The organism is Algoriphagus sp. Y33, assembly GCF_014838715.1.
Classification (GTDB): Bacteria; Bacteroidota; Bacteroidia; order Cytophagales; family Cyclobacteriaceae; genus Algoriphagus.
Map to the genome: position 1 here is coordinate 609,459 of NZ_CP061947.1, position 18,649 is coordinate 628,107.

Genomic DNA, 18,649 nt, shown 5'->3' on the forward strand with positions numbered 1-18,649 from the left:
CGGAATGGAACTGAAATTACTCAACGAGGAAAACTTCCGCTATCTTTGTCAGGGTTTAACCTTGGACTTGCACGATATGCAGGTAATTGATGGGGTATTGATTGGATTGAATGATAAAAATGGCCTCATTGAAAAGATCATAACGCATAATGAAACTCTGGGCGCAGAATCAATGCTGCTTGCCGATAACGGCGGGCAGATTATCCTGATATTTGATAAATATCTGACTTCTGGTAAATTATTAGCTACAGCAACAGTCACGCAAGGTAAAGAGTATACAGGTTTGCCGCCTGCGCTTCATATCAATTTAAACTCTCCGACATTAGATATTCCGCAAAGAATAGAAATCCCGTTACGGTATGTATTAAAAGGGATGATGCCAATAATCGGTACTTATATGGTTTATTTGCATGCTTTGGAAATTAATAATAAAGAGACGTTTGTGTATTATGGGGTCACAAAAAGAGGTTGGATGAAACGCTTTAACGAACACGTTCGCCTTGCAGTCAAAGGTAAGTCTGGCCGAAAATTCCCAAAATTGTTTGGAGAAAGTATCGAGGCGCGGATTATGGAGCTGCTAGGCGATATAAATACCACAAATAAAAAATTAACCGGCTCGTATCACGTAGTTTGTGCAGCCGGACGGTCAAAGAAAAATGCCTCCGAGATCGAACGATACCTGATCACAAAACTTAGCCTATCTGAAAAAGAAGGCTTAAATATGATTTGAGATGCTTCCCGAAATAAATCTCAATGATCTAAAACAACGCTTAGACCAGCTTAGAAAGTTGGATTTGTCCATTATCTCTTATCCTGAGATCATCGATATTGTCAACAAAGAGATCGCATTACCGATCCTAGTGACCGAGGTTCGAGCTGGTAACTACATTGAACGGATACGGATCAATAAAAAGGATGAGATATTTACCACTAAGCAGAAGTTGTCCTATCGCACTGATCTAGAAAACATCAAGAGTTTTGGTAGGGCAAACTCACCTGGTTCCTCTATGTTTTATGGTGCAGTAATCAGCAGTCCAATCCAGCTACCTAGAATAGTTGCCCTGGCAGAGACGGACGAATTACTAAGAAGTAAAGAAAAAGGCAAAGTCGATAAAGATATTTTTATGACCTTCAGCAAATGGAAGATCACAAAGAATATGCGTCTCGCTGAAATGGTATTTAAAAAAGAGAGGATAGCTACCACACCAGAAATTGAAAAGGCTTACCAATTTCATTTAAAGGCATTCCGTAAAAATATGCCCGAACAGGAGGTTCAGAAATTGATCTCGATACTTGAGTTCTACTCGGATGAATTTGCAAAAGCGGAGATTATAACGGACGCAGATTACAAGATCAGCGCAGCTTACGCTGAAAGTGCATTTAAAACCGGCAGTGTACAAGGTATTATCTATCCCAGCGTAAAAACTGAGTATGAGGGGAGTAACGTCGCATTATTACCCAAAACAGTAGATGACCATTTGCAGTTCGAAGAAGCGCTAATCATTCATGTTCAAATTCGGGGCAAAAAGGTATTCTTGGATAATTTATACCGAACCGGTATAGCCGAAGCAGATGTCAATGATCTCGGATGGTACAAAATGGAACCAGCATCGGAGAAAATTAAAAGTAAGTTCTTTGAAACATAACAAATAATTATCCGTCTGATCAACCCCATAATTGATATAGAGACCTCCACATACTTCACATTCGGGGAATTGCCATATCCTGCAAAATGTAAGGAGACGTTGACTCAACAACTCTAAAATAGAGTGGGAAACTTTAATTTAATTTTTCTATTAATCCTTTAAAAATTTTCTGTTCTTCGAATTTGATTAAGTCGATTGTAGATTTTTCCAGATTCGAATTAATCAGCAATATTCCTTTTTTGAATTTTCTAATTATTTCTTCTATTTCTTCCTTTTTCTTTATTCCCATTTTAAAACTTTCTTGTTTAGAATTCTCAAGGATTGCTCTATCCTCTTCTTTAACTATATCTTTTACTTCATTAAATCTAGAAAAGTTGTCGATATTCCTTTCCAATACTACTATATAGTTTTTGAAAGTGAATAGAATTTCCAGATTTTGCGAAACAAGATTTTCTAGATTTTTTTTATATTCAACCTGCTCTTTGTGTGAAAATTGGTTATTATATAGTATTTTAAATGTCATTTTTGATGATTTTATTTTTTCCTCGTGAGCTGATATTTTTTCTATTAAATCAATATTTGATGATTGAATTTTTATAAGGCTGACTAAAGACTCTATTTTTTCAAAATTTAAAATAGATAAATTTTTTAATGTCTCTATTTTTAGGTTATTCAGCCACTCCTTATTCCCTTGATGTTTTATTGCCTCTATTTGGAAATCAATTTGTGTTTTGTGATTTTCTTGGTTTTGTCTTAATGTCTTGTACAAAACAAATAGAGTAATCATACTACCTATAACTGAACCTGAGTATGCACTCCAAAATCCTAGCCATGTGTCAATATTTCCAATAATTCTAATATTTGGAAAAGATAATTGTAATATAAAATTTAAGATAATTGGAACAGAAATAATCGAGATTAATGCGATTATTCCATAAAACCTGAAATTTTTATAGTCTTTACTTTTCATCGAGCTTCTTCGTCAAGTATATTGATAACTTTTATATTGTTAAATATGTGTAGTGGCTACCAAACCAGACTTGGTTAGGCAGTTACGGTTCTTATCATTTTTACAAATCATCGTATTATTATCTTATACTCGATGGATTATGTCGTGGTTTTTTCTCTGTAGTAAAGGAAAACTGACTTATTCCCAAAAGGAGTCTCGACTTTTAAAGTTTTATCTTCATTATGCATTCTTTCAATTTCCTTTGCCATGGCTAGGTCTTTATAGCTTTTTTTATATTTCTTAAGTGATTTCAATCTCTCAATTATTTCAGATTTTTTTCTCTTTTCTTCAAAATAAGGATCTTTGAGGATATGAATTCGAACAAATTCGGCAGCCTTTGACTCCTCCGATTTTGATCGGGAATAGTCCAAATTTGCCTTGTTTGCATTTTTAAAAGTTAGATAAGGAATTTCTTCTGGATCTTTATCAGGTTCCTCCTTAGGCATAGGTAGTTCGATTCTTTTGTTTAAATCAATTTCACCTTCCTTGAGTCCAAAAAAGGTTTCAATTTTCCGACGATTTGATTTAGACAAATTTGTTTTCAACTCTTTGATTCTATTTATAGTTGAACTTGAAAGCTTCGCTCCATCTTGGAATGCTAGCCATGTCAAATCAGCATCTATTAGAAGTTTTTTAATATTCCTTTTTCGTAATTCTGCTTTTTTAGTATCAATTTGTGCCATTCACAAATTGAGATTAAAAAGTCGCGACAAATTTTATCAAAAATGTTTTTTCTTAGATTCTCTTTTTTTATATTTGGATATCTCTTCTATTTGGATAAGAGATTGTTAACAGCTTGATGGCGTTGACCAAAAGAGTCTCGATCACAAATTCCGACAATTTGATCTAAGACGAGACGGTAGGTTAATGCTCAAGGGATTATTATGCGTACTTTCGTATGCACTATAGCTCTTGGGCCCTATCGATATCGTTCTTAGAAGGCGTCGGAACCTTGTGATGCGGTAGAAGTAGGTGCCCAGGCTATGGTGCTCCATTTTTATCGCGATGAAGACTCGTTTTACCATTTTTCATTACTAATGAAAACGAGCATGATTGATTTACTTCCTCTTCTGTTGCAGACAGTGTCCTGTAGGATCCACAGGGTGGGAGGGTATGCTCTGTTGGTAAGCGGGTCAGTTAGTTCTCTTCCGATACCTATCGGATCCTATTATTCATTACCAGAGGAACACGGCATCGCCGCGGTAGATCGCCTGTATCCCCTGAAGCCCAAGAATCCTATATAAAGGGTTCGTTTTTTATCGCCGATTAAGAAGTTGCGCAGCTTCGAGCAGATCGGTTACTACACACTCACGTCAGCAAGCTCACAGTAGCCGGTAGAGCTGACACATTTCTTAGTATTCATTAGTGCTGGTTGCTCGGTTGGGGCGAGGTGGGATTACTATGTCTTGTTTGGAGCCAAGAAGCAAGAAGCAAGAGTCAAGAGTCAAGAAGTTAGAGACAAGACTTGGTAATGTGCACGTCATTGCGCCTGTCCGCCGAAGGAGGGAGGAAAGACACACGACGATAGGAGAGTGGCTTGACAAAGCAATCTCATAGAAGTTAGTGCTGAGTACGCTGAGATTGCTTCGTCCTTCGTCCTCGCAATGACGGTGCTCTCATCGGACATCTGGTTTTCAGATTTCTGACTTTAGATTTCTGACTTCTCTCTTCTGCTCACCGCGACTGAGATTGCTTCGTCCTTCGTCCTCGCAATGACGGTCACACTGACGACTGAGATTGCTTCGTCGTACCTCCTCGCAATGACGGTACTCACTTCGGTCTCCCGTCTTCCAGCATTACAAACAAAAAGCACATGAAATGCCTGAAGCAGGATAGCTATGTCTAATTCTATCTCAGTTGAAGGCATTCCATGAGGCCATTAAAAAACAATTATAAATCTCATGAAAAAATTAATACTCATCTGCTTACTGGGATACCTATGCGTACCCACAAGCACACTCCCAGCACAAGTTGCTGATTCACCCGGGGCGGATTTTCTTCATAGGTCTAGCCCCATCGTCTCCCCTGAACAAGGAGACACCCATCGGGGCGGGGAAACCCGCTCCGATACTTTGCCGGGGGAGGCTGCTGCGGTTACGGTCTATTTGGTACACCGTACCCCCGAATCTGCAGGCAATCTGATCGTTGACCTCTGGGATGCGGAAATGTACGGACTGGAAAACTTTGCCAATCATCAGCGCATGGAAGTTCCTCAAATGGAACCTCATATGCTCACCGGACTGATGCCAAGTGAGGAAAGAGGCTATCGGTTTCGGACTCCTTCCATTTCAGGCCCCTCCATTTTGCGCTTGTCTTTTGGAGACAATCCGGTAATCCGGGATTATTGGGTCAGCCCGGGGGATAGTATCATGATTCAGGTAAACCCACAGTCTTCAGCGATTACCTTTTCAGGACCCTCTTCCTTTAAGTTTAGACTTCAGAAAGAGCTTCAGGAGGTACTATCCACTTCAGTTCAGGAAACAGATGTTGTACTGCCTTTTAACTCTGATGATGGATATAGGACATTTCTTGCAGATCCTGAAAACCACACAGCTTGGGATACTATTTCGCGATCTTTTGGTAGGAAAACCTCCCCCGTGGTAGCAGGGAAGTCCGAATTGGTATTTCTTAAATCCATAGACTATAAAAAATGGGAAGCAGAGGTTAGCCAAAGGGTTGGATTTTACGAAAAGTGGCTTTCTGAAGCGGATAGAATGGCTGTCAAGGCAGGAATATTGGGTAGATTGGGGTATATCCATGTAGGAAGATTACAGGGGGCATATGACAGGGTAGTTCAATTGGACGAACCGCAAACCGAAAGGGAATATGGGCTTTACATTTCCCAATATGCAGATGAGTTTGCAAAGGACATTCCGATAGAAACTGCCTTGCAGGTGCCCCCATTCCGTAACTTCTTGCTGTCCAAATCCAAATTAAGTGCCGATGTAAATGGCAAGTCTTTTTTAGAGCAGGTTCAAGGGGAATATCCTTCAGCGGTTGCGGATCGCCTGGCGATCCAATACCTCAGTGATTACAGGAGGAGGATTCCGGATTTTGAATCCCAGGCAAAAGAACTTCTTTCCCAAGTAGCTGAGCCAAGCCTAAAAGCTGAACTGGAAATCATGCTTGGCAAATTCGGCAGCGGAAGCAAGGTCATTTCTTTTGACTGGCTGGGAATTGACGGCAAGCGTATCCAAACAGATGAATATAAAGACAAGGTAATCCTGATGGATTTTTGGATCAGCGGATGTGGTGCATGCAAGGCATTTCATGAAAAAATCCTGAGTCCTTTGATTTCCAGATACGCAGAACACCCCAAAGTAGAAATTATCTCTGTAAGTGCCGACAGAAAGCCCGACTACTGGCAGAGGCAAAACGGTACCCTCAATGTTCCGGATGCTGGCTATACCCCGGCTTATGCTGAGCAAGAGGAAGGTAAGAACTCCTTTCTTTCGCATTATAATATACAAAGTTTCCCCCAGTGGATGATCATAAGGGACGGCGGGAGCCTTCTCAATCTTGGTCGGGTTCCAGCTACTTTGGAGGAAGCAGAAGGGCTGATAGAAAGAGCGCTGGCCAACCCCACAAGTCAAACCAACTTACTTTAAATCCCTGTTTATGAAAAGCTATAGTTATAAGTTTAGGTGCCGTCTGGTGTTGCTCCTGGGTTTGGGAATGATCATTAACCTTAAGGCGGCGGCGCAGAACACTGATACCATACGAGGGAAGGTGGTTTCCGCCACAGATTCCCAACCCATTCCCGGGTCAACCGTGACATTAAAGGGAACACTTCGGGGTACAGTCTCAGACGAAGACGGGGAATTTTTCCTGGAACTACCACGGGGAGAGCATCTGGTGGTTGTAAGTTTTCTTGGCTATAAGTCCCAAGAGATACAGGTCACCATCCCCACATCCACACCACTGGAAGTCAGGCTGGAGGAAGATCAGATGAACCTGTCCGAGGTGGAGGTGGTTTCTACGGGCTATCAGGAAATTCCCCAAGAACGTGCTACAGGATCCTTTGTACAGGTGGACAAGGAACTGATTGACCGAAGGTTCAGTACAAATCTGCTGGATCGGCTTGAAGATGTGACCCCAAGCCTTCTGGTCAATAGGGAGGGGCCCGGCGAAGGGATCCGTATCCGTGGCAGAAACACGATATTTGCCAATACCGATCCCCTGATCATTGTGGATAATTTCCCCTATGACGGACCATTGGAAAGCATCAATCCTAACGATGTGGAATCGATTACTATTCTCAGAGATGCGGCTGCGGCCTCTATTTGGGGGGCACGTGCGGGAAATGGAGTAATAGTAATTACTACCAAATCAGGAAAGACCGGACAGCAGACCCGTGTCAGCTTGAGCAGTAATGTGAGCGTAACCGAGAGCCCTGACCTTTTTTACAATCCTGTTTCCAGTGTTGAGTCCTTTCTTTCTCTGGAAGAACAGCTGTTTGCAGGAGGCTTCTATGCTGTCCGTGAAAACAACGCAAACAAACCAGCACTTTCCCCATGGGTGGAGACATTGATTGCCCATCGTGATGGAAAAATCTCTGATGATGAAAAGCAAAGACTGCGGGATCAATTTGTAAATTCTGATTTCAGGGATGAGTTGAACCGGCATTATTACAGACCGGAAATCAGAAGCCAGCATTATTTGGGCTTGCAGGGAGGAGATGGAAGTGGTCGCTATGCGTTTTCGGCAGGTTACGATGCTAATCGGGCAAATGTATTTGGCAATGGAGATGAACGGATTACCCTGAGTGCAAAAGGAGACTGGTCACTGATGAAAAAAGACCGCCTGAAAATTTCAGCGGGTCTGTATTACACTTCAAATGAATCCACTGTCCGTACAGAAGTGCCGGAAGCCTTCCTCTATGAGAGGCTTACCGATGACGCGGGAAATCCCCAAGCCATCATCCGCCAATATTCCAGAAGGTTTACAGAAGCGAATACGTTAGATGGAGCTTTGGACTGGAGGTACATTCCCTTGCTGGAAAAGAACAACATGAACTTTCAGAATTCCCAGGAGGAAATCAGATTGAATCTATCAGCAGGGTACCGGATTACGGATTGGCTTTCGGTAGAGGTATTGTACCAGCGCTGGAGAAACAACAGAACAGGAAGTTCATTATATCCTGAAACCAGTTACTATACCAGGGAACTTGCCAACCGGTTTGTTCAGGAAGAACCGGATGGTACGCTAACCTATCCTGTTCCTCTGGAAAGTATTTTTGACCGATCCAACACTTCAGCCGATAGCTATAACCTGCGGTCCCAATTGCGGGTTCAGAAATCAATCGGGGGAAAAGGGGAATTAAGCGGACTGGCCGGAGCGGAAGTCAGGGATTGGAATTCAGTCACCCATTCAGCAAGGTACTATGGGTATGAGGAGGAATATGGCAGAAGTGTGGTTGTTCCCTTAGCCACCCGTTTTCCAAGTAGGGTAAATAATTCGCTGATACTTATTCCCTCTGCGGGAATAAGCCATCCGGGTTCAGTGGATCGGTTTCTCTCCCAATACATCAATTCGGCCTACACCCATGATGGAAAATATACTATTTCTGCGAGTGCCAGAAGGGACGCCAGCAATTTTTTCGGGGTAAATGCCAATCAGCGGGGAGTACCGCTCTGGTCTATGGGCATGGCATGGACGATCAGTGAAGAGCGTTTTTACAGATTTGACTGGATGCCCTATTTGAAGTTACGGTCAACCTATGGTTATGCCGGCAATATCAACCGTTCGGTTACCTCCTTTATTACCGCTAATACCTATTCAGGAGCTTTTAATGCTTTGACGGGAAGACCATATGCCTGGATCACCAATCCACCTAACCCGGAATTGAGATGGGAAAAAATAGGAACCTTCAATTTGGCCTTGGATTTTGCGTCAGCAGGAGATCGGCTGAGTGGTAGCGTGGAGTGGTACCAAAAAAATGGAAGGGATCTGTTTGGTGACTTTCCTGTTTCACCAAGTACAGGTGTCAGTCAGTTAAGGGGGAATTTTGCTGAAACCCAAACCCGGGGATTTGATGTTCAGTTGAACAGCAAAAATATTGTGGGAAAGTTTTTCAGCTGGGAAACACGTTTTTTCCTGAGTACCGTCAGCGAAAAGGTTACCCGCTATGATAAAGAATCCAGCATAAGTAACTTAATGGGATATTTTGGGACTTTTCCAATGGAAGGCAGACCCTTGTTCGCAATATACAGTTACCCTTGGGCTGGTCTTGATCCGGATACCGGCGATCCACGGGGCATTTTGGACGGAGAGCCATCCACCGATTACCGTGAAATCATTTCGAGTGCTACACCTGAATCCATAACTTTTCATGGTGCGTCCAGACCGACATCCTTTGGTTCTTTGATGAACAACTTCTCGTACAAGGGATTTAGCCTATCATTCAATATCAGTTATCGCTTGGGATACTATTACAAGAGAAGTGCTGTGGATTATTCCGGCGTGTTTGCAGGAAACATCCCCCATGCTGATTTTGAAAACCGTTGGTTGGAGCCTGGAGACGAAATCAGAACGGATGTCCCATCTCTACCGGCTAATACCAACAGCCTGAGGGATACATTTTACGCACATTCCGAAGCCCGTGTTGAACGGGCGGATAATATCCGCTTACAGGACGTGAGACTGTCCTACAACTTCAACACTACGGTGTTAAGACTCCCGCTTTCCCGATTGGAATGGTTCTTCTATGCCAATAATCTTGGGATAATCTGGAAGGCCTCTGATGATCGTATGGATCCCGATTTCAGATCCATGCGACCGCTGAGAAGTCTGGCAACCGGGCTACGAATTGAGTTTTAACCTTTAAATCCACATGCAATGAATACTAGAAATACAATCCTGTCCTTCAGCCTGATTATGCTAGGAGCTTGTGATGGCTTTTTGGATCAGAAGCCCCAATCCAACCTTTTAATCCCACAAAAAGCAGTGGAGTTGGAGCAATTGCTTGATGCGACCCTATTGGGGATCAACAGTACTCCTGGAATACTTGAAATGAGTACGGACAACCTGCATATTACCGAGGAGGGCTTTTTGGGTCTGACCCTGATTGAGAGAAACGCCTATGCCTGGCAGGAAGATGTTTATGAGTTTTTGGGAAGTGACTGGAGTGTCCCATACCAACAGATTCTGGCAGCAAATGTGGTATTGGAACAGGCGGGTGAAATAGTTCCGGAAAACTCCGATGACGCAGAACTGTTGATTGAGCTCAGAGGCCGGGCATTATGGATGCGGTCTCAGGCTTATTTTCAGCTGTTGAGTGCTTTTGCTGCCCCATATAGTCCAGGTTCTGCAAATGATTCCCCTGGTGTTCCACTTCGTCTGTCCCCAAACGTTTCGACTTTTGTTGATAGGGGTACGATAGGGGAAGACTATGACCAAATCACAGGGGATCTGGAGCTTGCAATCGGTCTTCTTCCTGAATATGCAGAATATAAGACCCGTCCTTCAAAAATCAGTTCACATGCGCTTTTGGCCAGAATTTATTTGGCAATGGAAGAATATGAAAAAGCGGGATTTCATGCCGGGAAAGTTTTGGAAATAAACAACACCTTATTGGATTACTCGGAGCTGGATCTTGCAGCGAGGTACCCTTTTTCTCTATTCAATGATGAAGTGATCCATCACCTGGAAATGATGAATTACCGGCATATGAACAGTGGATTGACCTTTGTGGACAGCACTTTGGTCGGGATGTTCGGTGACAATGATCTAAGAAAGGAATTGCTTTTTACTCCTGATGAACAGGGGATTAGCTTTGATGGGAATTATTCGGGGAGCAGAGTTCGTTTTTCAGGATTGGCAACCAATGAAATGTATTTGATTTCGGCTGAATGTGCAGCAAGAAGGGGGGATATTGGTGAATCGATGGGGATACTAAACACGTTGTTGGAAACAAGATGGGTAGAGGGGGGCTTCATCCCATACACTGCGTCCAATTCCGAAGAAGCACTCAGGTTGATCCTTATGGAAAGGAGAAAAGAACTGATCTTCCGGGGAATCAGATGGACGGATTTAAGAAGACTGAACAAAGATCAAAGATTTGCAACTTTGGTGACAAGGAAAATCGGATCTGAGAGTTTTGAAATAAGTCCGGGCTCACCAAGGTATGTCTTGCCGATTCCTCCGGAGGAAATTCAGGTTTCAGGAATTGCCCAAAATCCTAGATGATTATTGTAACCAACGCTGGATTCCAAATGGAATGGGCAGATAAAAAAACATTGGTATAGTTCAAAAAAAAAGAGGCCGAAAAAAATTCGGCCTCTAATTTTAATTAAGGAAGGAATTTGCCCGGTGCCACCATTGGTGAGGTGACATCTTGTTCCTCGTAAATACATACAAGGCTTGGGTTTGTCTCGCATTCATAATTTTGTGGATTTGAGATATCCACTTGATGCCATGCGATGACTTCGTCATCATCATTCCTTTCTGCACCATAAGCTGTGGTGACTTTTAAAGGCTGGGTAAACGCAAAAGCGGCTACCACAGCAAGCGAAAATACACCTCCGCGTAGGAGGTTTAAAACTGAAATTTTCATAATTTTAATTGTTATAGCTTACTAATAACTCCGGTCGCTTTGGATAAGCTGCCTGACCACGAATCGGGCAGCTTGGCCTTCCGAGAGGGGCTATCGGATGTTTATGCCCCCTGCTGTTGTCCGGCAACCACCTGGTGGCTTCACGGACCGTGCTCTGTTTTTCTACATCAATTAAAAGCCGCTCCCATCGCATTTGTCGGGCTGCATTTGCCTTGGCGTTATAGTTATAACCTTTGAGGTTTGCCTTGCCTCGAAGGTTTTTATGTTACTGTTAATCGTTTCCCTGCCTACCACGGCATTGCTTTACCGTGGTCTGTGTCTCCATAGACCACTATTGTGCTGATCGGGATTTGTAATCCCGATCTCCTATCGTAGGATTTCTAATCCGACAATTGATTCTCAAAAGCTGCAGACCTCCTCGGGACAAGCTTTTGTCTTATCACTATACCTCATGTCCGAGGAAATGGCCTTTTTGTCTTTTTTGACCTAGGGTTACACCCTTCGTTCCTCAGGTCTCCACCCTAGGCTACCGACCAGGCCTACCTACGGCAGGCTTCTTTTCTTCAGGATTTTGGAGACACCTCACGCTAAATACTATCCCTCCCCACAGGTTAACCTTTTAACCCTTAACCTCTTAACCCTTGACCTCCAATTTCTCTGTGCCTCAATCCCCATACTGCCACCCCCAGGCACACCAGATTGAACACCAGATGCTCTCCCCAGCCCAGACTACTGAGCACCCCGCCACAGGAGCAGGGGACACGTTCCGTAAATCCCAGCCATACCAGCGCGACATAACCTGTAAAAAGGCTCAGCAATACCATGCTCAGCAGCAATCCAGTCTTTCGCCAGCCCGGGACCAGCAGAAGTACAGCCACGCCCAGTTCCACTACAGGCAATACATAGAGAAGTATCTCAGCCATTCCTATCGGGAATACTTGATTGTACATCGCCATCTGTGTCCCACTCCAATCATACACCTTACTCACTGCCGTATAGGTGAAGACTGCGGCCAGAAGCCAGGCGGCTCCTTCGGCCAGGACTGGGGTAAGTGTGTTGGGATAGGGGTTCATTTTATTCATGCTCAAGAGCGGTAATTGATGCTATTATAAAATTACTTCACCGCCGGCTACCTGGCCTCCGACATATGTCGGAAATGTAAAATCGGGGTAAAATCTCCGACAAATGGCGGATTTTTGGGCTGATTCCTTGATTTCTGCTATGATTTTTTTGATTGTATGCCCTTACTAATTAGATTAATAGGTAGGATTTGCTGAGAGAAGGCCAGCATACTTGTGGTTTGGACTTTTTATCCTACACAAATTGATTGTTTGATTTTACCGACTTTTGACATGGTGGATAAGTATCAAAAACTGCTTATGGATGACATTAACCAATTATTCCCCTTACCGGAGAAAAGCTACGTGAAGGTGTTTGATAAATTGAAATTAAAATACTTGAAAAGAGGAAAGACACTAAAGCACCCGGGGGAGACTGACCGGGTCAGCAGGTACCTATGCGAGGGGTTTATTGGTTCTTACAAGTTCAATGGCAGCAATCACGCATTGTTTATGATATTCAAGCAGACGGATATTGTCTTTGATGAGCGGTCATTCCGTAGCGGTATCCCAAGCGATACCCTTCTTAAGTGCATCACAGATGTGGTGTTTTACGAGTTTACCCGTGATTCGGAGAGAGAATTGTTGAGCGCAAATCCTGATTTTGTCACGGTTGCCCACAAGATCAGCCTTCGGATAAACGAGTGTAATTCCAACGTGTTTGAACTGAGTAAAAAGAAATTGGATCCTGGATATAAGGAATTTGTGAAGATGTTTCCCGGGCTTGAACCGGAGATTACGAATGAGGACCTGGGAGCATTCTTCGGGATAAGCCGTCGTACGGTGGAGCGTTTCAAACATGACTTAAAAAATTTTGATCTATGAAACCTACTGATTTTCCCATGGCCATGCATGCGGATTCGCCCCTACTAAAAGAGCTGGTATTGGCCCGGGCGATTACCTGGCTGGACGTAGTCAATGACGAGGCAGATTGGGAGGTACTGCAGCGCTCTGTCGCCCAGAAGCAGAATTTATTTGCCAGCTATCTGTTTCCCCAGATGGAGCGCCATCGGCTGGTCAGCATAGCTAATTTGTTCTTTTGCCTGTTTATGGTCGATGACTTGTTGGACGTAGTGGAAGAAAAGAATGAGGACAGTTTTTTAACCTATCTTTCTGCTGGGAAATTGTCACTTGAGATAACAGAGATGACCTTTATCGGTTTTCCGATCTACCGGTGTTATCAGAAGATAAAGTAGGATTATCCCGGGGAAGACTGGAAGGCCGGGTTTGATCGCATCTGGGATAACTATATAGCCGGACTTCGATGGGAAAGGGACAATAGGAGGGAAAACCGGAGGCCATCATTGGATGAGTATTGAAAGATGAGGCCTCATAGTTCTGGGGTGTACATCGCTATCCACCTGCTCCGGCGAGAATATGGAGGACATAAGGGTGATTCCAAAGAGCTCGAGGATGCTATCGCCGGATACATCTACCTGACAAACGACCTGGCCTCCTCCGTAAAGGAGCAAGCTATAGGGGATTATCACAATGAAGTACTCCTCTTGTCAATTGACCATGGTATGAAAGGAAGTGAAGAATCAGTCCAAGGGAGGCTTTCATACCTGTATAAGAAAATCAATGACATAGGCATTTCTATCGGTAAGAACTCTCAGGAAGGCGCACGATGGGTTGACGGTCTTTTCCTGCTTCTGGGAGGGTGTCTGTTCTGGTCGCAGGAAAGCAAGCGATATAGTAATGGCAAGGATGGGGATGTTTGGCGATGAGCCCCAGCTCGCGCAAGTCCCCAGCTCGCGCAAGTCTCATGACTTGTGCGGTGGATAATGCAGTCTCCTGACTGCCTTTAGTTGATAGGTAAACTTTACAATTCAAATGCTACTTGCTGCTCGACTCCCGATAAGTATTGCGCTGTTATCGTAGGATTTCTAATCCGACAATCCACAGACTCTGCCGCCTCCGCCCGGATCAATCCATTCGGACGGGCCTCTGGGGTTGCTTTGTTTCTGCGGGATTTTGGAGATCAATCAATCTAAATTCTTACCACACACTACTAGTGAACTTTTAACCTTTAACTATTAACATTTAACCAACACCTGACACCCGGCATTAATCATCCGGCACTGTACTTTTCTTCTGTCTCCACTTATATAGATTCACAGACTTTGCTGACCTCCTCGGGACAAACCTTCTTCATATAACTGTATCTCATATCCGAGGCAATGGCCTTTTGATCTTTTTTACGCCGGGTTAAAACCCGCCGCTATAAAATCTGACATGCCTACGGCATTGCTTTGTTTCTGCGGGATTTTGGAGATCAATCAATCTAAATTCTTACCACACACTACTAGTGAACTTTTAACCTCTTAACCCTTAATCTATCACCTGACACCTGACATCAATCATCGGTCATCGGACTTTTCTTCCGTCTTCTGTCTCCACTTATATAGATTCACAGACTCTGCTGACCTCCTCGGGACAAACCTTCTTCATATAACTGTATCTCATTTAATTGTTTCTAGGATTGAAGGAATAGCAGATTTTTTGAGCATTCCACTTATTCTGGGAGGTATATTCCTCTTGGTATTTTGATGGATGTATGTGAGAGAGATTGTTTTATGAAGAAATAATGACGGGTGAAAAATAATGCGGGATATAACTCAGAATCCACATCCCACTTCCTTGTTCCATCGGAACAGGGCTGTGGCTCAAAGAAGATCTGCCCCATCCCAATCAATCACTCCCTGACGTCCATAAATTCTTTGGGATAAGACAGATTTGATAATCGGGATGATTCTTAGGCAGACTGTAATTTTTTGAGCCGTTGGCTAAGTTCTGTCAATCCCGCTTTCTCCAGACTTTCAGAAATAATGGTATTCAGTTCTTCTTCGGATTCTTTGGAAATGCTGATTGCGGGCTTTCCGGATTCTGATTTTTGTTCCATTCCTCAGGTAATTACTTCAGTTAACAGCAATACGGTTTTTCTCGGAATTTTGAGATCGATCTTTACAGTGTCATGCATTCCGGGAACAGCAAGTAGGGTTTCGTAGATGGTTTCGAGTGATGAGTTTGCCATAGCATAATTGGTTTTAGATTTAGAATAATTGCATGGCTAAACCTACCTTAATCGACTGGAAAGGGGCTATTTAGAAATTGATTAGGATAGTGGGTTATTTGTACGACCCTGAATGAAGACTAGTATGTGAAGGGGCAGATGGATGCAGAGAAATATTATAGAGGTTATAAAGGAGCTGGACCGGGAACTTCAATTGCAAGTATTGTTTCTCTGGTTGTAAGCTATGTGCAGGCAATAGCTACCTCTTCTACCCAGCCCAAAGATGAGAACCTGGGAAATCCTGACTCTGAGTTGAATAAGCTGAGCAATAATTACAATGGCTACACTAAAAGGCCAAGAAAGTAAAGCAAGGAAAGATCTGGACGAATTTGGGGATCGGCTTTGGTGTCAATTTGGTTGCGATCTTGATGTTGATAAGCGGCCAATAAAGCAAGCTTGAAGACTAGAATCAGTGGCTTGCATTCAAGGTGAATTGAAAGCCCTGACTCTCACCTGAACTATTCTTATCCTTGCTATTTTTTATAAGAGATTTAAATTGACTTCTTAAGCTTTTCAATAATTTTTAGAAGTGCTGCCCTGTTCTTGGCTTCATGGTAGAATTTTGGTAGTTTTTCAAGTAAGGTATAATGCTGCCGGTCCTTATGTTCCCTCAAGTCTGCAGCAATGTATTTTTCAAGGTATGCCAGATGATCGGCATTGTAAGCCCAAAATACATCATTTTTGAAGGGGGATTGCAGCCATAGTTCTGCGTTGAAATACTGATTTGCAGCTATCATCCAATGGCCTTTTGAACCGAAGAGTGAAATCTCTGTAGTTACTTCCTTAGTGTGTCCACAATTGGTGCAATAAATTCTTGCCCTATTCTCCTCATAAGAGACTTGTGAATTGGCTTTTCCGGAGCATGCTGGGCATTTGACTAATACCTGGATTTGAAATTCACTGAGGCGTTTATTTTGATCTTGGAATCGCTTTTCGGACATATTTGTGAGAGATTGATTTTTTTTCAGAAGCTAATTTTGATGGAGAGGAATAAAGCTAGTTATAATTTAAACAGGTAGTGAAAGAGTGCTTTCTGTTTTTTAGACTTGTATCGCCTGATCTCAACGGGTACTAGGGAGTTTTGTAAGTTACAGTAGTTCTTCAATAAGCTAACGGGATTTCCTGTGTCCTCCGAAATCGGCAAGATGTACGGTTGTATCACAACCGGATCTTGGGACCCGCACTCCGAAGTCGTGCGGGTTTGAATTTGAAACGCTTTTGAACTGTGAAAATGAACTGCGATGAAGGAAGAAAACAAGAGAAACAAATGGTTGCATATCCGATTGACTGACCGGGAGTTGATAAAGCTAAAGACGAATTTTGGGGAGACCGTTCATGATAGTTTAAGTGATTATTCCAGAAGGATATTGCTCAAGAAGGTGGTAGTTGGCAGGTATCGAGATACTAGTATGCAAGAACTTTTAAAGGAGTTGACTACACTGAAGCGGGATCTCCACGGCCTGGCTACCAATTACAACCAGTTGGCTAAAAAGATGAATACGGCGACTGAAAATGAAATTACTTCCAACCGTTTACCGGTTGAGAAATTGGAGCAAAGCATCCAAGTAGCACTGAAGCAAGTCAGTCGATTTATTGATCAAACAGCTGAAAAATAGTTGCAATCATAAAGACCAGCAAGTCTTTGAGATGTCCGTTTCACTACAATGAAAATAAGGTGAATGAGGGAATGGCAGAATTCCTTTTAGCCCTGAATTACCCCAGCAAAGATGCAGAGCAGTCAGTTGAATTACGCCTAAAGTATTTGCTGAAACTTGCTGGATTGAATTCCAGAACGTCGGTAAATGCAGTCAATATTTCTTTGAATTTTTCTCCAGGAGAAGACTTTGAAAAAGAAAAATTACAAAAGATAGCCAATGAATATATGCGCGGGATCAGCTTTGAAAACCAGCCCTACCTGGTATATAAACATACCGATGCTGGTCACCCAAACCTTCATATTGTGACTACGAATATTGAGCTCGACGGCAAGCGGATTCCATTGCATAACATCGGTAAACTCAAGTCTGAACCGACCCGAAAAGCAATAGAAAAACAGTTTGGGTTGGTGCCAGCCGAGTCACAAAAACAGGGACTTTTTATCGCCAAACCAGTTGCCATTTCCAGATTAGAATACGGCAAATCAGAAACCAAACGTACTATAGGAAATGTGCTTCAACATGTGCTCAACAACTACAAATTCACTTCTCTTCCAGAGCTGAACGCAGTACTAAGCCAATATCGGATACTTGCCGATAGAGGAAGAGAAGAGTCACGGATTTTCAAAAACAGGGGACTGGTTTACCAGGTCTTGGATGATCAGGGAAATAAGGTTGGGGTGCCGATCAAAGCCAGTAGTTTTTTATTTCATGGCAACTCTGAATTCCATAGAATCCCGCTTTGAGGCCAATGAGATGGAGCGTAAAAAACAACTTAAATCTACCCGTTCTGCTATTGATTTAACGCTGTTGAAGATTCCTGGAAAGAGCCTGGGAGAAGTGATAAAAAGCTTGGAAAAACTAGGGATAGCCTCGGTGAAACGAGAGAATCAAGAGGGTCGATTGTATGGCATCACCTATGTTGATCACCGGAGCAAATGTGTATTCAACGGGAGTGTATTGGGTAAAGATTACAGTGCCAAGGGACTGTTGGATAGAACAGGTTTTCAATCAGCTAAAAGTGGGATTAGACTGGGACCACTGACAAAATCACGTGGTCAATTGAACGAAAAACAAGGAGGTCAGCCATTAATAACGACAAAGGAGAGCGGACAAAAATAACAAGCATTAAACGATTCGAGGGATTTACTTTGGGAGCTATTTTGTACTACAGTTTAATGTCCGGTTGGAATGGATTTCAGTTGGCTATATGACGGTAACTTCATTGGGTTTTTTGCTTCTTCTTTCAGGAGGGACAAAGCTGTCCAGAATTATCCATGCCAAGCTCAATAGCGATGTTTTCAACTCAGAAAATGAGACTTTTCCTCAGGAAGAAAGGCTGTTGGAAAACGAGTTTTCGATAAATCTACCAGCGAAATATAATCTGAAAGGCAAGGTTCGAAATAGCTGGATCAATATCATCAATCCCTTTCGTGGCCTGATGGTACTTGGGACACCGGGGTCAGGGAAAAGCTATTTTGTCATCCGTCATGTGATCACACAGCACATTAAAAAAGGCTTCTCCATGTTTGTGTATGACTTCAAATTCGATGATCTATCGGCTATTGTCTACAATACCTGATTAAAAAATAAG

Annotated in this window: 19 protein-coding genes and 1 pseudogene; 13 read left to right on the top strand and 7 right to left on the bottom strand. The window is 42.9% G+C overall.

Annotated features, from left to right (window positions below; all coding sequences use genetic code 11):
* Positions 1-4: 4 nt before the first annotated feature.
* Positions 5-730, top strand: coding sequence for a hypothetical protein (locus ID165_RS02560; RefSeq protein WP_192348836.1), 726 nt, complete (start codon positions 5-7; stop codon positions 728-730).
* A gap of 1 nt (position 731) precedes the next feature.
* Entirely contained in the window at positions 732-1,646 is a 915-nt protein-coding gene (locus tag ID165_RS02565; protein ID WP_192348837.1) for an RES domain-containing protein, read from the top strand.
* Between the two features lie 133 nt (positions 1,647-1,779).
* Here the strand turns inward: ID165_RS02565 and ID165_RS02570 are convergent, their stop codons facing one another.
* Both ID165_RS02570 and ID165_RS02575 read right to left on the bottom strand, forming a co-directional pair.
* The gene (locus tag ID165_RS02570) at positions 1,780-2,616 is read right to left on the bottom strand and encodes a hypothetical protein (RefSeq protein WP_192348838.1); all 837 of its coding nucleotides are present in this window, start codon (positions 2,614-2,616) and stop codon (positions 1,780-1,782) included.
* A 137-nt stretch (positions 2,617-2,753) separates the two neighbouring features.
* On the bottom strand, positions 2,754-3,338 hold the full coding sequence (locus ID165_RS02575; RefSeq protein WP_192348839.1) for a hypothetical protein: 585 nt from the start codon (positions 3,336-3,338) through the stop codon (positions 2,754-2,756).
* 1,218 nt (positions 3,339-4,556) lie between these two features.
* Between ID165_RS02575 and ID165_RS02580 the strand changes: the two genes are divergently transcribed.
* The 3 genes from ID165_RS02580 to ID165_RS02590 are packed head-to-tail and all read left to right on the top strand — an operon-like array spanning position 4,557 to position 10,842.
* Entirely contained in the window at positions 4,557-6,263 is a 1,707-nt protein-coding gene (locus ID165_RS02580) for a thioredoxin family protein (protein WP_192348840.1), read from the top strand.
* A gap of 10 nt (positions 6,264-6,273) precedes the next feature.
* Positions 6,274-9,474, top strand: coding sequence for a SusC/RagA family TonB-linked outer membrane protein (locus ID165_RS02585; protein WP_192348841.1), 3,201 nt, complete (start codon positions 6,274-6,276; stop codon positions 9,472-9,474).
* Positions 9,475-9,492: 18 nt separating this feature from the next.
* Complete coding sequence (locus ID165_RS02590) at positions 9,493-10,842, top strand: RagB/SusD family nutrient uptake outer membrane protein (protein ID WP_192348842.1); 1,350 nt, start codon at positions 9,493-9,495, stop codon at positions 10,840-10,842.
* A gap of 103 nt (positions 10,843-10,945) precedes the next feature.
* On the opposite strand, the gene ID165_RS02595 is transcribed toward ID165_RS02590, so the two are convergent.
* Positions 10,946-11,209, bottom strand: a complete 264-nt coding sequence (locus ID165_RS02595) for a hypothetical protein (RefSeq protein ID WP_192348843.1) — start codon at positions 11,207-11,209, stop codon at positions 10,946-10,948.
* Between the two features lie 626 nt (positions 11,210-11,835).
* Positions 11,836-12,291, bottom strand: a complete 456-nt coding sequence (locus ID165_RS02600; protein ID WP_225586955.1) for a MauE/DoxX family redox-associated membrane protein — start codon at positions 12,289-12,291, stop codon at positions 11,836-11,838.
* Between the two features lie 297 nt (positions 12,292-12,588).
* Between ID165_RS02600 and ID165_RS02605 the strand changes: the two genes are divergently transcribed.
* The 3 genes and pseudogenes from ID165_RS02605 to ID165_RS02615 form a co-directional block, all read left to right on the top strand.
* Entirely contained in the window at positions 12,589-13,152 is a 564-nt protein-coding gene (locus ID165_RS02605; RefSeq protein WP_192348844.1) for a Crp/Fnr family transcriptional regulator, read from the top strand.
* Positions 13,149-13,523 carry a hypothetical protein gene (locus ID165_RS02610; protein WP_192348845.1) on the top strand — a complete coding sequence of 125 codons (375 nt, stop codon included), beginning with the start codon at positions 13,149-13,151 and terminating at the stop codon, positions 13,521-13,523. Before ID165_RS02605 ends, ID165_RS02610 begins: the two co-directional genes overlap by 4 nt.
* Positions 13,524-13,544: 21 nt before the next feature.
* Positions 13,545-14,054: pseudogene (locus tag ID165_RS02615) on the top strand (terpene synthase family protein); the annotation flags it as partial.
* Between the two features lie 1,028 nt (positions 14,055-15,082).
* Here ID165_RS02615 and ID165_RS26525 read toward each other — a convergent pair.
* Positions 15,083-15,229, bottom strand: coding sequence for a hypothetical protein (locus ID165_RS26525; protein WP_225586956.1), 147 nt, complete (start codon positions 15,227-15,229; stop codon positions 15,083-15,085).
* A 3-nt stretch (positions 15,230-15,232) separates the two neighbouring features.
* The gene (locus ID165_RS26855; protein ID WP_255505129.1) at positions 15,233-15,361 is read right to left on the bottom strand and encodes a hypothetical protein; all 129 of its coding nucleotides are present in this window, start codon (positions 15,359-15,361) and stop codon (positions 15,233-15,235) included.
* Between the two features lie 126 nt (positions 15,362-15,487).
* Between ID165_RS26855 and ID165_RS02625 the strand changes: the two genes are divergently transcribed.
* Positions 15,488-15,706 carry a hypothetical protein gene (locus tag ID165_RS02625; RefSeq protein WP_192348847.1) on the top strand — a complete coding sequence of 73 codons (219 nt, stop codon included), beginning with the start codon at positions 15,488-15,490 and terminating at the stop codon, positions 15,704-15,706.
* A gap of 185 nt (positions 15,707-15,891) precedes the next feature.
* On the opposite strand, the gene ID165_RS02630 is transcribed toward ID165_RS02625, so the two are convergent.
* Entirely contained in the window at positions 15,892-16,341 is a 450-nt protein-coding gene (locus ID165_RS02630; RefSeq protein ID WP_192348848.1) for a zinc ribbon domain-containing protein, read from the bottom strand.
* Between the two features lie 300 nt (positions 16,342-16,641).
* Here ID165_RS02630 and ID165_RS02635 point away from each other — a divergent pair, with 300 nt between their 5' ends.
* The 4 genes from ID165_RS02635 (at position 16,642) to ID165_RS26530 (ending at position 18,637) form a co-directional block, all read left to right on the top strand.
* Positions 16,642-17,016, top strand: coding sequence for a hypothetical protein (locus ID165_RS02635; protein ID WP_192348849.1), 375 nt, complete (start codon positions 16,642-16,644; stop codon positions 17,014-17,016).
* A 71-nt stretch (positions 17,017-17,087) separates the two neighbouring features.
* A complete protein-coding gene (locus tag ID165_RS02640) occupies positions 17,088-17,801 on the top strand; it encodes a relaxase/mobilization nuclease domain-containing protein (protein WP_192348850.1) in 714 nt (237 codons plus the stop codon).
* A complete protein-coding gene (locus tag ID165_RS02645) occupies positions 17,767-18,177 on the top strand; it encodes a hypothetical protein (protein ID WP_192348851.1) in 411 nt (136 codons plus the stop codon). Before ID165_RS02640 ends, ID165_RS02645 begins: the two co-directional genes overlap by 35 nt.
* Before the next feature lie 22 nt (positions 18,178-18,199).
* Complete coding sequence (locus ID165_RS26530; protein WP_225587179.1) at positions 18,200-18,637, top strand: YWFCY domain-containing protein; 438 nt, start codon at positions 18,200-18,202, stop codon at positions 18,635-18,637.
* Positions 18,638-18,649 lie beyond the last annotated feature (12 nt).